This window comes from Acinetobacter baumannii (assembly GCF_009759685.1).
GTDB lineage: Bacteria > Pseudomonadota > Gammaproteobacteria > Pseudomonadales > Moraxellaceae > Acinetobacter > Acinetobacter baumannii.
The window spans coordinates 3,268,906-3,284,774 of record NZ_CP046654.1; the positions used below are offsets into that span (position 1 = coordinate 3,268,906).

Genomic DNA, 15,869 nt, shown 5'->3' on the forward strand with positions numbered 1-15,869 from the left:
GGGTTATGCTGAGTGTTTTATCAAAAAGAAAGTTAGAAACCCAGACCGCTCCTGCTTCAGCGGGGCTATGGCGACTTGCCATGCGTCGCCTTCGGGCCGATAAAATTGCAATGGCATCGCTCATTGTTGTGTTGTTCTATTTGATCGTATTAATACTATCTCTAACGGGTGTGATTGCATCTGATTGGAATAAAGAAGTTGCTGTCAGTTATGCGCCTCCAACATTTATAGGTGCAGATAAGACAACTGAAGCTTTGAAAAGTACAGCCGCTGTAGATGAGGAATTGCCGGAAAATCCAGTCGATCCCTTAAAAGATGTAATTCACCAACTCAAGGCTGAAATCAAACAAGAAAAGAGCTCTGGAAGTGCAATTGATTATTATGGTGTAGTTGATCCATTAGCTGATGATATGAAAGCAATTGATCAGCAACTCGGTGGACATTTACTTGATCAGCAAAGTGAACTAAAAAGTACCCTAATTTTTGGTGCTGACAAATGGGGACAAGACGTCCTTAAAAAAACCATTAAAGGCGCTGAAACTTCAATTATCGTAGGGCTTGTCTCTGCCTTATTGGCAGTCACATTAGGAACGCTTTTAGGGGCAGTTTCAGGTTATTTTGGTGGTTGGGTCGATGATATTCTCAACTGGTTTTATAATATTTTTACTTCCATTCCATATTTATTATTAGTTCTTGCGATTGCTGCTGTACTACAACAAAAGGGTATTTTATCTATTGTTCTGATTTTAGGCTTAACGGGCTGGACAGGTGTCTATCGGTTAATTCGTGCTGAATATATGAAACATACCGCACGCGAATATGTACTTGCAGCTAAAGCGATTGGTGTCGGTCATTTTCGCCGTATGTTTATTCATATTTTTCCTAACGTCAGCCATATTGCATTGGTCCAAATGTCTATTTTGGTGGTTTCTTTTATTAAATCGGAAGTGATTTTGAGTTTCTTAGGGTTCGGTGTGCCAGTAGGTGTAGTGTCTTGGGGCAGTATGTTAAATGAAGCACAAAGTGAACTTCTTTTAGGTAAGTGGTGGCAGCTTGTCGCAGCCTCTGTCGCAATGGCGGTTTTGGTTACGGCATTTTCAATGTTTACTGATGCGCTACGCGATGCATTAGACCCGAAACTAAAATAAGAGGAAATCCAAATGACAGAACAAGAAAAAAAGACCCCATTACTCCACATTGAAAACTTACGTGTAAGCTTTAAAGGTGAAGATAAACAATATATCGAAACTGTGAAAGGAATTTCCTTTGATATTCCGACCAATACGACTGTAGCTTTGGTTGGTGAATCAGGTAGTGGTAAGTCTGTTACTTCTTTAGCAACTATGGGTTTATTACCTGTAGGTCAAAGCAAGATTGATGAAAAAAGTAAGATTATTTTTGAAGGTAAAGACTTGCTTGGCTTATCGCGTACAGAGATGCGAAAAATCTGTGGTAAAGATATCGCCATGATTTTTCAGGAACCGATGTCATCATTAAATCCGGTTTTTACGGTTGGCAATCAAATTGCAGAAGTGTTGTGTTTACATATGGGTATGAGCCGAAAACAGGCTCGGCAACGTGTTTTAGAGTTGCTTAAAGAGGTCGGTATACCTTCACCAGAAACGAAAATTGATGCTTATCCTAACCAGCTTTCGGGTGGACAGCAGCAACGTGTCATGATTGCAATGGCAATTGCTTGTGAGCCCAAACTACTGATTGCCGATGAACCGACTACGGCACTTGATGTCACCATTCAAAAGCAAATTATTGATTTACTTGAATCACTACGTCAGCGCCGTCAAATGTCGATGCTTTTTATTACTCACGATTTGGCTTTGGTTGGTGAAATTGCAGATCAAGTGATTGTGATGCGACATGGTGAAATTAGAGAGCAAGGTACCGCTGAACAAGTTTTGGAACAGCCTAAAGATGTATATACCCGAGCCTTACTTTACTGTCGTCCTCAAATGTCACAAAGACCTTATCGTTTGCCTGTAACCAGTGATTTTATGCGACAAGAAAACAATATATTGGTTGAGCAAAGCTTTGATGTTTCAGAAATTCCTGAACGTAAACGTGGTTTAAATGGCGATGAGCAAATTATTTTAGAAGTAAAAGATCTGAAAAAAAGTTTTTATAGTCGTAAAGGATTGTTTGGCAAAGAAGAATTTCAGGCGGTAAAAGGTGTTTCTTTTAAACTGGCTAAAGGAAAAACGCTTGGTTTGGTAGGAGAGTCGGGCTCCGGTAAAACGACTGTCGGGCTATTACTCATGCGCTTACATCAAGCCTCTGGGGGCAGGCTTTAATTGAAGGTAAAGATATTCTTTCTTTAACTGAAAAAGAGTTTGCCAAATATCAAAGGAAGATCCAAATCATCTTTCAAAATCCATATGCTTCACTAAATCCACGCTTTACGATTGGGCAGATTTTATTAGAACCTATGCAAATTCATGGAATTGGTAAAGATGATGCGGAACGTAAGCAAATTGCGCTTGGTTTACTTGAGAGAGTGAATCTGCCTGAACAAGCTTATTATCGATATCCGCATGAGTTCTCGGGCGGTCAACGCCAACGTATTGCGATTGCGCGCTGCTTAACGCTAAAGCCTGAAATTCTAATTTGTGATGAATCTGTTTCGGCGTTAGATGTTTCAGTTCAGGCACAAGTACTTAATTTATTACAAGACTTACAAGATGAGTTTGGGCTTAGTTATATTTTTATTTCACATGACTTGTCAGTTGTGAAATATATCTCTGATCAGGTTATGGTCATGAATCATGGTGAAGTTGTTGAAATCGCCAACTCGGATGAGCTCTATGCACATCCGCAACATGACTACACCAAACGACTATTGCAGGCCATTCCACAAGGAATTCAGCACGTTTCGTAAGCGTAAAGTTATGTCGTTAAAGGCACTTTCGAGTGCCTTTTTATTTGGTTTATAGAATAAATACTTATAAAATAAGAGATGTAAAAGTACAGTATTTTATTCCTGCTATGTGTGCCAACTTTAAGCCTTTAACTCTTGCCCAATTGCAGCAACTTCAGTTGCCTGTGGTCGGCTTTAGCTATGCCGATGAGGTCTATCCGGGTGGGACAATGCCATTATTATTCAAATCACCGCAAGGTTTTGAATGGCGTGAAGTCATGTTCGGTTTGGTTCCTAAATGGGCAGAAGATACGAATATAGCAAAACATACTTATAACGCCCGTCATGAAACGATTTTCCAAAAACCGAGTTTTCAAGAAGCTGCTCTTAAATGTAAGTTCGGTGTGATACCCGTCACGGAGTTTTATGAGAGTAAATATATAAATGATAAACCTGAGCGGTGGGGCGTACGCCGTAAAGATGGGCAGGCTTTTTTTATCGCAGCAATCTATGAAATTTGCAAAATGAATGAAACGATTGTCCGTTCTGCGAGTATGTTAACCATGGATGCGATTGATCATCCCATGATGAAAGACTTCCATGAACCGGGTGATGTTAAAAGATCAGTCATTGTGATTCCACATGACCGCTTAGATGAATGGTTAAGTTTAGAAACACCAGATATTTCAAGCTTTATTGAAGGTTTTCCTGTTGAGGAATTTGAATGTTTACATGTTCCTAAAGAGAAGATTATAAAACCTACACCTCAATTAAGTATGTTTGAATAACTGCATTGGAGTTAGGTTATTGGCTTAATTTTTAAGTCAATAACCTTTGATATTTAATCAATATTCTTACTTAAAGTTTGTACCTGCTCATCTTGCGCCAGATAAGCCAATTCAATTGGTGAGATTACAAAAGTTGAGTTATCTGAGGTTTGTTTAAAAACAAATCCATATTCAAAAGATTGCGTATTTTTACTTGGTAACCAAAATAAATAAGGACAGCCTGTATAGCTACCATCCCAACCCATTTCTTTAGCTAAGGCCAAAGCTGTATCGGATTTAGCAATAATTTCTTTAAGCGATTCTTTATCTCTTTGGGAGACATCACCATCATCATCTGCAAATGTTTGTAAAAACTCATTTAATGGAGTTAAGTCTTCCCAGTTATTTTCAATTGTTGAGAAGTGATATCCATATAGCATCATATTTAGTCTTCCATTTTGTTATTGTGCTATTGAACATAGCAAGAAATGCGTGAAAAAGAAATGGTTGAATTTACTTTAAGTTGTTTATTTTTCATAAGTTATAGCATATTTTCTATACAAAAATTAACTGAGCTTTCTCTTGAGTAATAAGCGTCTAATCAAGTTAAAATATAAAGATTCAGCTGTTGAAGGAATAATAGTGTTTTTAATAAAAAGTTAAGTCTTTTTGTAAGGATACTAGACTGTTGGTGAATATTGAATTTGTCATAATTCACTTATAATGAAAAGGAAAGTAAATAGAGCTTATTTATGTTTATAACAACAACTCGCCCCAATGATGCTTTAATTGAACAGTTACTACCAATCTTGGAAGAAGCTAGCCAAATCTTATTACAAGAATATCAAAATTATTCGGCTGGATATGAATTTACGATTGAAGAAAAACATGATGATTCACCTGTAACGCAAGCAGATTTAAAGGTAAATCGTTTTTTATTAAAGCATCTTGCAGAAATTACACCTGAGTTACCGGTTTTATCGGAAGAAAGTGACTATAGCGCTCGCCATGCTTGGTCTTCTTGCTGGATGCTAGATCCACTTGATGGTACGAAAGAGTTTATACATGAGCGAGATGAGTTCACGATAAACTTGAGTTTGATTGAAGGGCGTGAAACGATTTTTTCGGTGATTGTTGTGCCATGTGAGCAAGTTGTTTATTTAGGTTATTTAAAAGATTTACCTTTTAAATATAGCTTTAGCCAACAACAATGGTATCAATATCAAAAAACACCTTATTCAACACAAGCACCTGTACAAATCGGTTTAAGTCATAGTAGTAAAAATCCAAAATATCAGAAATTCATTGAACCTATTGAAAAGATTCGTACCGTAATTCGACGTGAAGCAGGTAGCGCTTATAAGTTTTGTATGATGTTAGAAGGAGAAATCGATATTTATCCTAGATTTCATCCGACATCAGAATGGGATACCAGCTCAGGTCAAGGATTATTAGAAAGTATAGGTGGAGGTTTACTCACTCTAACAGGTAAGCCCTTTGAATATAACCAGCGTGATACCGTATTAAATGGGGGCTTTATCGCATTTCGTGATCAGGAAAGCAAAAAAATAGCATTTGAAGCTTTAGCTCAATCAGGTATTTTGGATTGAGAGTTATTGTAGACATGCTATAGTGGCAAAATATTGAGAAAAGATGACAAGATAAAAATGGCACTCGATTTATTGCCTAAAAGCATGTTTGAAGCAATTGATTTATTGCCTGATGCTTCGACCCCTGTAACCCTTTTTACACGTCACTCCTTAAGAGAGTTGGTAGATGGGCAAGGCTTGGCAGGATATGACCTTCAGCTTACACCGCAAGGACGTGAGCTTGCTCAGGAATGGGGTAGCTATTTAATTAAAAATACGGATCGTGTAATTCAACATTGCATTTCTAGCCCAATTCAACGTTGTGTAGACACTGCTGCACTTATGATTGAAGGAGCAGATGGAGTGAGCCCTGAGCCGAATACACATACAATTGAAATAGTTGAACAAGGTTTGTTGGTTGAACCTGGTAGCTTTGTACTGGATATTCAACAGGCGGCGCCTTATTTCCGTAAACAAGGGGCACTTGGTTTTATTAATAGCTTTGTGAACAATGCCTTACCGGGTATGAAACATCCAATTACTGGCGTATTAGATGTGTTAGAGCTGATTTATCAAACTCATCCTAAAACAAAAAGTGGTCTAAGTTTGGCTGTAAGTCACGACACAATTATTGCAGCGATTGTTGCGGTAATTTCAGGCAATAACCAAATACAAAAAGCAGATTGGCCTGCCATGATGGAAGGGCTGTTTGTATGGTTTGAAGGTGATGAATTTCCAAATTGTAAATTAAAGTGGATTTGGAGAGGAAAAACTTACGAGTTAGATGTTTCTGAGTTCCATAAAGTACAGTAAACACAAAAACATAGACAATAAAAAAAGCCCTGTTGGGCTTTTTTTACATGCTTCAATTAGTTAGCTAAAGCTTTAACTTGAGCATTTAAACGGCTCTTATGACGAGCAGCTTTATTTTTGTGGATGATGCCTTTATCAGCCATGCGGTCGATTACAGGAACAGCTTTTTTGTAAGCTTCTGTAGCAACAGCATAATCACCACCAGCGATTGCACTTAAAGTACGTTTGATGTAAGTACGAACCATAGAACGCAAGCTTGCGTTGTGTTTACGCGCTTTAACGTTTTGGCGCGCACGTTTTTTAGCTTGAGCAGAGTTTGCCACTCTTGCACTCCTTGAAAATAAGTTGGTCTGGGCGGGCTGTGGTCAATCCAGTAAACTGGTGCAACCATCACCAGCCCGTAAACAAGTGCCATATTGTGATGAATCAATACCGTGAAGTCAAGCCTTGAGAGCATTTTAAGCGGTTTTAGGGGCTGCTAAAACCGTAAGAAAAGGTTAAATTTGATACAAACTTAAAGAGGGTTGGATAAAAAATGACTATAAGTACGAAAAAAGCAATTGTAGTAGGTGCTACAGGACTCGTTGGTTTAGCGCTTGTTGAACAACTTGAGCACACACCAGAATTTGAGGCCATTACCGTTGTAGTAAGAAAAGAATCACAACTACTTAATACATATAAGAAAGTTACTCAGCTCGTTATAGACGATTTTTTATTGCTCAATGATGAAGATGTGAATGGTCATACTCATGCATTTAGTTGCTTAGGTACAACTTTAAAAATAGCAGGCTCAAAACAACGCTTTTATGCAGTTGATTATGAGATAAATGCTCACTTTGCAGATTTAATCCAAGATAAACATATTCATTTTTTAATTGTTAGTGCACTTGGGGCAAATGCTAATTCGCCAATTTTTTACAATAAAGTAAAAGGAGAATTAGAAAATTATATTCAAAGTTTAGGAATCGAAAAATTATCTATTTTTAGACCTTCTCTATTGATTGGTAAGCGTAGCGATGTGCGTTTTATTGAAGATTTAGGACAAAGTCTATTTAAACTTATTGAAAATAAATGGACTAAGCCTTTCAAATATAAACCTGTTACAGCTGAGCAATTGGCTCATACGATGGTCGTAGCGGCGCTAACGCAAATTGAAGCATTTAAACGATATGATAATCTCAGCATACAACAAACTCGATAAGGGAGAATAAAAGTGTCGACAGTACCATTTGTGACATGTGATTTATTAGATGACAATCCGGAAAAAGATTTGCAAGTGGTCACGCCATCAATGGACGGTAAGTTCTTTAAAAGCTATGGCGCACGTCAAACTTTTGGCGGACAAGTTGTGACTGTAAAGTGTTTTGAAGATAACTCGCGTGTAAAAGAGTTATTGGCTACAGATGGTACAGGGAAGGTATTGGTTGTGGATGGTGGTGCTTCAATGCGCTGTGCACTTATGGGAGATATGATTGCGGAATCGGCAGTTAAAAATAACTGGAATGGTGTGGTTATTTATGGCTGTGTACGTGATGTTGATGCACTTGCAACATTAGATTTAGGTGTACATGCATTGGCTGCAATTCCGCAAAAAAGTAACCGTAAGGGCATTGGTGAAGTAGATATTCCTTTGTATTTTGGTGGAGTCACAATTCAATCTGGTAATTTTATCTATGCAGATAATAATGGAATTGTGATTGCTAAAGAAAAACTAGTCTAGCTCCACAATTAAATAAAGGAATGCATAATGGTGAATCATCAAATTAAAGTACTGCAAGCATTAGCGTCTGCAATTGCTGAAGGTGGTAGAGGTGTTACAGGTACAGCATTTCCTAAACAGCCTGTTAGAGCTCTTAAACTTTATGAATTTGAGGGTTCACCATTTTGTCGCCGCGTTCGTGAAGTGATTACACTTTTAAATTTGGATGTCGAAATTTATCCATGCCCGAAAGGTGGATTGAAATATCGTCCCATCGTTAAAGAAATTGGCGGTAAATTACAGTTTCCTTTTTTTATTGATGAAAATACAGGTGACAAATTATACGAATCACAAGATATTATTCATCATTTATTTAAATACTATGGTAAGACAGGCCAAACTCCTGATAAGTTTTCAAATTATCCAAAAATGCCATATCTGGCGTTTGCCGGAACATTATTAAATGGTGCTCGTGGGGTCTGGATTAATAAAAAAATAGTAAATAGAGCTGCGCCTGAGCATAAACTTGAACTATGGAGCTTTGAAGCAAGTCCGTATTCAAGAGTAGTACGAAGTGTATTAAGTGAGCTTGAGCTACCTTACATTTTACATAGTGTTGCCAAAGAAAGATGGCAAGATATGGGGCCTGCGATTCTTCGGTTAAAACCGGGCAAATATGAACCTTTAAAAGAGGGAAAGCGAGAAAAATTGTTGCCGGTCATGCAAGGTAAAATGCAAGTGCCTTATTTAGTGGACCCAAATACAGGTGTTAAAATGTTTGAATCTGCGGAAATTGTAAAGTACCTAAAAAAACAATATGGCAGTTAAAATATAAATGAGAAAAACACGCTAGAGCGCTAGAGATTGAGATAACTCAGTCTCTTTTAAGAAGCGATAACAATAAGAAATCATACGATAAAAACATGAATATGCTAAATTACTACCTTAAATTACCAAAATAAGGCCTGTTTTATGGAATGTATGAGAATTCAGCCTGTAACGAGTCATCCTGGAGAAAATGCTTTATTTATTGTATTAGGATTAGCTCAAGGTGATTCTGTTGTAGAAAAAGTAAAAGATTTTGCTGGTAAATTCTCTGCGTTAACCAGAAGTTTGTCTAACCGTTATCCTGAAACTAAATTTAATGCCATATTAGGTTTTAGCTCAAACGCGTGGGATATTTTATTTCCACAGCAAGCAAAGCCTCAAGAATTAGAAACATTTCAAGAAATCAAAGGCCCAAAATACACAGCCGTTTCAACACCCGGGGATTTATTCTTTCATATTCGTGCTGATCGACAAGCTTTATGTTATGAGTTAGGAAGTATCATCAATGAACAGTTAGGTAAAGTAACTTACCCAATTGATGAAGTGCATGGTTTTCGTTATTTCGATGGGCGTGCGATTATTGGCTTTGTAGATGGAACAGAAAATCCTGAACCTGTAATTGCTGCACAATGGGCATTAGTGGGTAACGAAGATCCTGACTTTACTGGGGGAAGTTATGCATTTATCCAAAAATATACCCATGATATGGAAAAATGGCGTGCATTAAGCGATGAGGAACAAGAAAAAGTTATCGGGCGTAAAAAGTTCAACGATATTGAGCTTGATGATGACGAGAAGCCTTTAACAGCACATAATGTAGTAAGTAAAGCGCATGATGCAGAAGGCAATGAACTAAAAATTATGCGTGCAAATATGCCTTTTTCGAATCCATCCAAAAATGAATATGGTACTTTTTTTATTGGTTACTCACGTAAATTTAGTACGACACGTCAAATGCTTGAAAATATGTTCTTAGGAAATGAGCAAGGTAATCTTGACCGATTACTTGACTTTAGTACTGCCCAAACAGGAACTCTATTTTTCGTACCGACAGTAGATTTTCTAGATGGCTTGGGTGACGAGTAGGCATTAAAAATAAACTTAGATGGTAGAGGTGAGTAGATTACCTCTACTATATAAATTGAAATTAATATGATGTGATGAGATGTTTAAAAAATTAACCCAACTTTTTCAAGGTTCGAAAGAGACACCAGAACAAATTTATTTACAAGAGAATCAGCTCAGTTTTGATTCAGAGCGTGGTCCAGTTATTAAAGATGTCGTGATTAATGAAAAGTGGTCAGAGCACCTTGAGTATTTTTCAAATCGTAAATTACAGAATTTTGATAACTTACCTAAGCTATTTCAAATTACACCACAAATTAATGAAAAGATTGATTTAGAGATTGCAACACAACGATATGTGGAAAGGTTAGGTAATACACAAGAAAAGTTACTTGAGCTTAAAGCAATCATACAGGTATTAAACCAATATTATGTGATGTTTTTACGAGACAAATAACTTCAAATGATTGTTTAAGAACTATAAAAAAGTATCACAAAGTAGTAGCTTGATTGCAGAAAAATAACTCAATTCACTAAAAACATCATGCTACTATTAACCTCATATCTTTTTAGCTCATAAAAGCCATATACATGTTTCAACAAGAAATCTCTCAATTGAATTTGCAACAGCTCAAGGCCGGTGAAAAGCGTTGGGTGGGGTCATTATTAGGTTCATCAGCAGCTTTATTGCTTAAAGAAATTGCCACTCAGCATTCTTCTTTATTGGTATTAGTTGCTAGAAACAACCAACATGTTGCTCAATTAGAAAGTGAACTTGAGTTTTATGGAGTTAAGCCGACAATTTTTCCGGATTGGGAAATTTTGCCTTATGACCGTTTATCTCCCCATCAAGATATTGTGTCAGAACGTCTTGCTATTTTATCTAATATGCCCCAGCAAGGCGTATTACTGATTTCAGCAAGTACCTTGGCTCAACGGGTTGCGCCTTACTCATGGGTATTAGGAGAACACTTTGATATAAAAGTGGGTCAAAAATTTGATTTAGAACAACAAAAATTAAGGTTAGTTCAGGCGGGCTACCACTTAGTAGATACAGTTTATGACCATGGTGAGTTTGCTGTACGCGGTAGTATTATGGATATTTTTGCATCTGGGCAAGAATCTCCGATCCGCATAGATTTATTTGACGATGAAATTGATTCTTTAAAATTCTTTGACCCTGAAACTCAAAGAACAACAACCACACTAAAAAGTTTTACGGTTTTACCCGCGAAAGAATTCCCTTTAAAAGAAGGACGTTCAGTTTTTAGAGACCGTTATTCTGAGTTTTTTCCTACTGCCAATCCTAAGAAAAATCCAATTTATCAGGACGTTTTAGATGGTATAGCATCGCCTGGCATTGAATTTTATTTACCGCTATTTTTTGATAAAGAACAAATGCAGTCACAAAGTATGTTTACAACATACTTACCAAAGAATTGCATTGTAATTACAACTAATGATATTGACATTGATTTAACGAACTTCTGGAAAGAAGTTATGCGTCGTTATGAAGACCGGCGCCATAATATGGATCAACCTATTCTTGCTCCAGAAGAACTATTTATTTCTCCAAATCATTTGTTAAGTGCTTTAAACCAGTTTCCACGAATGCTTGTAAGCGCAGAAACTATTGAAGAAAAAGCTGGTGCACTTAATCTTAAAACTGAACAACCACCCAAGTTGCCAGTCGATCCGAAAAAAGAAAAACCATTTAGTGCCGTAAAAAAATATATTGATGAAGCAAATCATCCTGTTCTATTGGTTGCGGAAAGTGCAGGACGTCGCGAAAGCTTAAAAGATGCGTTGCGTTCAAGTTTAGGTGAGATTCCGAATGTAGAGAATTTTGAGCAATTCCAAATTAGTCAGTTCGCAATTGCTATTACTAATGCGCCTTTAGATCGTGGTTTACTTTTAACTGATCAATTAACGGTTATTTCAGAAAATCAGCTTTACGAGCACCGAGTTGTACAGCGTCGTCGCAAGCGTCAACAGGAAGTTTCAGAAGAGTTTTTGATTCGAAGCTTAACTGAGCTAAGCATTGGTGCTCCTGTTGTACATATCGATCATGGTGTGGGGCGTTATGCTGGTTTAATTACACTCGCGATTGAAGGACAAGACTATGAGTTCTTACAACTAGATTATGCCGAAGATGCAAAAGTCTATGTTCCAGTAACGAACTTGCATCTAATTAGCCGTTATAGTGGTGGCGACCCGGATTTAGCACCGTTACATAAAATCGGAACTGATGCTTGGAGTAAAGCTAAGCGTAAAGCATTAGAGCAAATTCATGACGTTGCAGCTGAGCTTTTACATATTCAGGCACGTCGTCAGTCAAAACCTGGCTTCGCTTTTGAACTGGATCAGTCGCTCTATATGCAATTTGCAAGCGGTTTTGCGTATGAAGAAACCCTTGATCAGGCTAATGCAATTGAAGCCACACTCTATGATATGCAGCAAGCAAAACCAATGGATAGGTTGGTGTGTGGTGACGTAGGTTTTGGTAAAACCGAAGTGGCCATGCGTGCAGCATTTGTAGCGGTACAAAATGGCAAACAGGTCGCTGTTTTAGTTCCTACGACTTTACTAGCTCAACAACATTATGAGTCTTTTAAAGACCGTTTTGCTGATTGGCCAGTACGTATTGAAGTGCTCTCACGTTTTGGTTCAAACAAAACACATTTGAAAAATATTGAAGACTTGGCAAATGGTAAAGTCGATATTGTGGTAGGTACACATAAGCTTCTACAAGAGAATGTTCAGTTTAAAGATTTAGGCTTAATGGTTGTAGACGAGGAGCATCGCTTTGGTGTGCGTGATAAGGAGCGTATCAAAGCTTTACGTGCCGATGTTGATATGTTGACACTTACAGCAACGCCAATTCCTCGTACGCTTAATATGGCTTTTTCGGGTATGCGTGATTTGTCGATTATTGCGACTCCGCCAGCCCGTCGATTAGCAGTAAAAACCTTTGTGCAAGAGCATACAGATGCTTCAATCAAGGAAGCGATTTTGCGTGAGTTACTTCGTGGTGGACAAGTTTATTTCTTACATAATGAAGTAGAGACCATTGAGCGAGCTGCCGAAAATATTCGTGTGCTTGTACCCGAAGCACGTGTAGCGGTAGCACATGGACAAATGCGTGAACGCGAACTTGAGCAAGTTATGCAGCAGTTCTATCACAAAGAATATAATGTGCTGGTGTGCTCAACCATTATTGAGACAGGTATCGATGTTCCAAATGCAAATACAATTTTAATTGAACGTGCGGATAAACTTGGGTTAGCGCAATTACACCAGTTACGTGGCCGTGTAGGTCGTTCGCATCACCAAGCATATGCGTATTTATTAGTACCTTCGATTAAACACTTAAAAGGTGATGCCGAAAAACGCCTTGATGCGATTCAACGTGCTTCGACATTAGGTGCAGGCTTTATGCTCGCTACGGAAGATTTGGAAATTCGTGGAGCAGGCGAATTGTTAGGCGAACAACAAAGTGGCTCAATGCAGGCGATAGGATATAGCTTGTATATGGAAATGCTTGAGAAAGCGACTAAAGCAATTCAACAAGGTAAAACCCCGAATTTTGATGCTCCATTGTCGTTAACTGCCGAAATTAACTTACATATTCCTGCACTTATTCCAGATGATTATCTGGGGGATGTTCATCAACGTCTATTATTCTATAAACGTATTAGTAATACCGATACACAGGAAAAACTAGATAACATCCGTATGGAGCTTATTGACCGTTTCGGTATTCCACCGCAGTCGGTTAAGCACTTGTTTAGCGTGCATCAAATCCGTTTGAAAGCAGAACATTTAGGTATTACGAAAATTGATATTAATACTCAAGGTGGAAATATTGAGTTTTCACCAGATACGCCAGTTCAGGCCATTAGTATTATTCAGTTAATGCAAAAAAATCCGACCTATTACCGTATGGAAGGCGGACAACGTTTGAAGGTGATGGTGCAGCTTGAAGAGTATGAAAAACGAATTCAATTTATCAATGATTTATTGCAAAAATTGATGAGTGAACTACATGCCTGAGACCTGTTTTTCTAACCAGCGCTAGCTAATTAGGACATTTGTTTTGATGTAATCGGATTTTATGCACTATTTATACCTTGAGATATGAATAAGTGCATAAAATCATTGTTATTTGTAAGCAAACGGGCTACTAATAATATTCACATCAAAACTGATGTGATAGTATTAGCCATTATTGTTTATTGTCATTTATAAAAGATATGTTTAGTTTGCATCCACAACTTGCTCAAGATACTTTTTTTGTAGGCGATTTCCCGCTTTCAACATGTCGTTTAATGAATGATATGCAATTTCCTTGGTTGATTTTAGTACCACGCGTACCAGGAATCACGGAACTATACGAATTGAGTCAAGCTGACCAAGAACAGTTTCTACGTGAGTCAAGCTGGTTATCTAGCCAGTTATCTCGCGTTTTCCGTGCTGATAAAATGAATGTAGCAGCTTTAGGTAATATGGTGCCTCAATTGCATTTCCATCATGTTGTCCGCTATCAAAATGATGTAGCTTGGCCGAAACCTGTATGGGGTACACCAGCGGTGCCATATACAAGTGATGTTTTAGCTCATATGCGTCAGACTCTTATGCTTGCTCTACGTGGCCAAGGTGATATGCCTTTTGATTGGCGCATGGATTAAATCAATGTAATGCCACATATCAATGTGGCAACATTGAAATGTGGAGGATAGGGTGCAATTAGAGAGGTTTATAGATCGGGAACCTAAGCAGTTTGCATATTTTCATCGTTTGATGGGATATTCAATTCTGTCATTAATTTTAGTGATCTATGCCTTTACCTCACCGAATACTAATTATCAAATCTATATTCCTCCTTTTTTTCTTTTTTTACTTTTTGTCAGTTCTAAACTAGAACACTGGTTGCAGTACCAGTTTGATAAGAAAACTCAAAAAAGTGTTTTTTTTGCAATAGATGCGATTGTAGTGGCTGTTACTCTAGCAGGAGTGCACCTTAATCTCGTTCCAACATTTATTGCACTTTTTGCATTGTTTTACTCAGCAATTAATAGTCGTATTTCCTTTGCAGTTATTTGTTTAACGAGTCTGCTTGGGGCGATTATTTTTTATTTAAGTACATTTTTCCTATTTGGTTTTCATCCATATTTCGAAGGCACAAGCCAAGAATTAACAGTAATTACCTTACTTGGTTTGGTAATGTTTATCACTATCGGAAATTATTACCAACACCGCTGGGTTAAAAAAATTAGTCAGCAACGTCAGCATTATTATGACCAGATGACACGTTATATTGCTTTTGCTAATCAGTTAAGTCGCTATGCTCCATTACAATTATGGCAGTCGATTATGCGAGGGGAAGCCGAAGCAAAAATTGAATATAAACGTAAAAAAATGACCGTATTCTTTTCTGATATTCAGGGATTTACTGAACTATCAGAAACTTTAATTCCTGATGACTTAGCTTTCTTGCTGAACGATTATTTAAGTCATATGACTGAAATTGCAAAGCAATATGAAGCGACGGTCGATAAATTTATGGGAGATGCGATTCTCATATTTTTTGGAGATGCGAATTCACAAGGGGTTGAGCAAGATGCCAAATCGTGTGTAGAAATGGCAATTGCTATGCGTCAGCAAATGAAGCTGCTGCGCGAACGATGGAAGAAAATGGGATATTCGGCCTTACATATCCGTATGGGTATTAGTACAGGTTATTGCCACGTAGGGAATTATGGTGCAACCCATCGTATGGCTTATACGATTGTAGGTCGCGACGTAAATTTAGCGGCACGTTTACAGTATGCTGCTGAAATTGATAAAATACTCATTTCTGATGATACTTATCAATTGATCAAAAGTGATTTTCTATGTGCGCCTAAGACCCCAATTTATTTAAAGGGTATTCAAGGGGCAGTAAAAACATGGCAAGTCATGGAAAAATACACAGGAAATAAATCAGATCATCAACAATGGTTTGATTATGAATATAAAGGTTTCCATTTAGTTTTAAATTTAGAAGAAGTACAAAACTACGAATACCCTGAGTTGGTTGAAGTGCTTGAAAAAATGATTCAGCGCATTAAAGTTCAACAAACTTTGGTTAATACTCAAGGTGTTGCTCAGCTTAGACTTGAGGATGAAGTTAAGCCTATAAATATCGATGAAGAACAAGATCAGGTATAAATTTATATAAATAAAAAAAGCTGCCTAAG

The 15,869-nt window shown here is 37.6% G+C and carries 14 protein-coding genes and 1 pseudogene; 13 read left to right on the forward strand and 2 right to left on the reverse strand.

The genetic code is table 11. The features are described 5' to 3' along the window. The first annotated feature begins 5 nt into the window (after positions 1-5). The 3 genes and pseudogenes from GO593_RS15660 (at position 6) to GO593_RS15670 (ending at position 3,657) form a co-directional block, all read left to right on the forward strand. Positions 6-1,148, forward strand: coding sequence for an ABC transporter permease (locus tag GO593_RS15660; protein ID WP_000953842.1), 1,143 nt, complete (start codon positions 6-8; stop codon positions 1,146-1,148). 12 nt (positions 1,149-1,160) lie between these two features. Then, positions 1,161-2,890: pseudogene (locus tag GO593_RS15665) on the forward strand (ABC transporter ATP-binding protein). Positions 2,891-2,997: 107 nt separating this feature from the next. Continuing rightward, the gene (locus GO593_RS15670; RefSeq protein ID WP_000332555.1) at positions 2,998-3,657 is read left to right on the forward strand and encodes an SOS response-associated peptidase family protein; all 660 of its coding nucleotides are present in this window, start codon (positions 2,998-3,000) and stop codon (positions 3,655-3,657) included. 53 nt (positions 3,658-3,710) lie between these two features. Here the strand turns inward: GO593_RS15670 and GO593_RS15675 are convergent, their stop codons facing one another. Further along, the gene (locus tag GO593_RS15675) at positions 3,711-4,079 is read right to left on the reverse strand and encodes a hypothetical protein (protein ID WP_000979740.1); all 369 of its coding nucleotides are present in this window, start codon (positions 4,077-4,079) and stop codon (positions 3,711-3,713) included. A gap of 309 nt (positions 4,080-4,388) precedes the next feature. Here GO593_RS15675 and GO593_RS15680 point away from each other — a divergent pair, with 309 nt between their 5' ends. Both GO593_RS15680 and GO593_RS15685 read left to right on the forward strand, forming a co-directional pair. After that, entirely contained in the window at positions 4,389-5,246 is an 858-nt protein-coding gene (locus GO593_RS15680) for a 3'(2'),5'-bisphosphate nucleotidase CysQ family protein (RefSeq protein ID WP_000471052.1), read from the forward strand. 57 nt (positions 5,247-5,303) lie between these two features. Beyond that, entirely contained in the window at positions 5,304-6,038 is a 735-nt protein-coding gene (locus GO593_RS15685) for a histidine phosphatase family protein (protein ID WP_001162376.1), read from the forward strand. A gap of 56 nt (positions 6,039-6,094) precedes the next feature. On the opposite strand, the gene rpsT is transcribed toward GO593_RS15685, so the two are convergent. Continuing rightward, a complete protein-coding gene (gene rpsT / locus GO593_RS15690) occupies positions 6,095-6,361 on the reverse strand; it encodes a 30S ribosomal protein S20 (protein WP_000013652.1) in 267 nt (88 codons plus the stop codon). A 212-nt stretch (positions 6,362-6,573) separates the two neighbouring features. Between rpsT and GO593_RS15695 the strand changes: the two genes are divergently transcribed. The 8 genes from GO593_RS15695 (at position 6,574) to GO593_RS15730 (ending at position 15,840) form a co-directional block, all read left to right on the forward strand. Further along, positions 6,574-7,239, forward strand: a complete 666-nt coding sequence (locus GO593_RS15695; protein ID WP_000156071.1) for a Rossmann-fold NAD(P)-binding domain-containing protein — start codon at positions 6,574-6,576, stop codon at positions 7,237-7,239. A 12-nt stretch (positions 7,240-7,251) separates the two neighbouring features. Next, positions 7,252-7,758 carry a ribonuclease E activity regulator RraA gene (gene rraA / locus GO593_RS15700; RefSeq protein ID WP_000108827.1) on the forward strand — a complete coding sequence of 169 codons (507 nt, stop codon included), beginning with the start codon at positions 7,252-7,254 and terminating at the stop codon, positions 7,756-7,758. Between the two features lie 24 nt (positions 7,759-7,782). Then, complete coding sequence (locus GO593_RS15705) at positions 7,783-8,565, forward strand: glutathione S-transferase N-terminal domain-containing protein (RefSeq protein WP_098713177.1); 783 nt, start codon at positions 7,783-7,785, stop codon at positions 8,563-8,565. Positions 8,566-8,718: 153 nt separating this feature from the next. After that, the gene (locus tag GO593_RS15710) at positions 8,719-9,651 is read left to right on the forward strand and encodes a Dyp-type peroxidase (protein WP_001222570.1); all 933 of its coding nucleotides are present in this window, start codon (positions 8,719-8,721) and stop codon (positions 9,649-9,651) included. A 79-nt stretch (positions 9,652-9,730) separates the two neighbouring features. Beyond that, entirely contained in the window at positions 9,731-10,087 is a 357-nt protein-coding gene (locus GO593_RS15715; RefSeq protein ID WP_000473795.1) for a hypothetical protein, read from the forward strand. A gap of 134 nt (positions 10,088-10,221) precedes the next feature. After that, positions 10,222-13,683 carry a transcription-repair coupling factor gene (gene mfd / locus GO593_RS15720; RefSeq protein WP_000487575.1) on the forward strand — a complete coding sequence of 1,154 codons (3,462 nt, stop codon included), beginning with the start codon at positions 10,222-10,224 and terminating at the stop codon, positions 13,681-13,683. 200 nt (positions 13,684-13,883) lie between these two features. Beyond that, positions 13,884-14,318, forward strand: a complete 435-nt coding sequence (locus GO593_RS15725; RefSeq protein ID WP_000492048.1) for an HIT domain-containing protein — start codon at positions 13,884-13,886, stop codon at positions 14,316-14,318. Between the two features lie 52 nt (positions 14,319-14,370). Beyond that, positions 14,371-15,840 (forward strand): adenylate/guanylate cyclase domain-containing protein, encoded by a 1,470-nt coding sequence (locus GO593_RS15730; RefSeq protein WP_001175677.1) that lies wholly within the window; start codon positions 14,371-14,373, stop codon positions 15,838-15,840. Positions 15,841-15,869 lie beyond the last annotated feature (29 nt).

What these genes read in the sequence shown, in the direction of transcription:
- mfd (WP_000487575.1), top strand. Translation starts at nt 10,222, where the DNA reads ATGTTTCAACAAGAAATCTCTCAATTGAATTTGCAACAGCTCAAGGCC.
- GO593_RS15725 (WP_000492048.1), top strand. Translation starts at nt 13,884, where the DNA reads ATGTTTAGTTTGCATCCACAACTTGCTCAAGATACTTTTTTTGTAGGC.
- GO593_RS15685 (WP_001162376.1), top strand. Translation starts at nt 5,304, where the DNA reads ATGGCACTCGATTTATTGCCTAAAAGCATGTTTGAAGCAATTGATTTA.
- GO593_RS15710 (WP_001222570.1), top strand. Translation starts at nt 8,719, where the DNA reads ATGAGAATTCAGCCTGTAACGAGTCATCCTGGAGAAAATGCTTTATTT.
- GO593_RS15680 (WP_000471052.1), top strand. Translation starts at nt 4,389, where the DNA reads ATGTTTATAACAACAACTCGCCCCAATGATGCTTTAATTGAACAGTTA.
- GO593_RS15660 (WP_000953842.1), top strand. Translation starts at nt 6, where the DNA reads ATGCTGAGTGTTTTATCAAAAAGAAAGTTAGAAACCCAGACCGCTCCT.
- GO593_RS15670 (WP_000332555.1), top strand. Translation starts at nt 2,998, where the DNA reads ATGTGTGCCAACTTTAAGCCTTTAACTCTTGCCCAATTGCAGCAACTT.
- GO593_RS15675 (WP_000979740.1), bottom strand. Translation starts at nt 4,079, where the DNA reads ATGATGCTATATGGATATCACTTCTCAACAATTGAAAATAACTGGGAA.
- GO593_RS15695 (WP_000156071.1), top strand. Translation starts at nt 6,574, where the DNA reads ATGACTATAAGTACGAAAAAAGCAATTGTAGTAGGTGCTACAGGACTC.
- GO593_RS15715 (WP_000473795.1), top strand. Translation starts at nt 9,731, where the DNA reads ATGTTTAAAAAATTAACCCAACTTTTTCAAGGTTCGAAAGAGACACCA.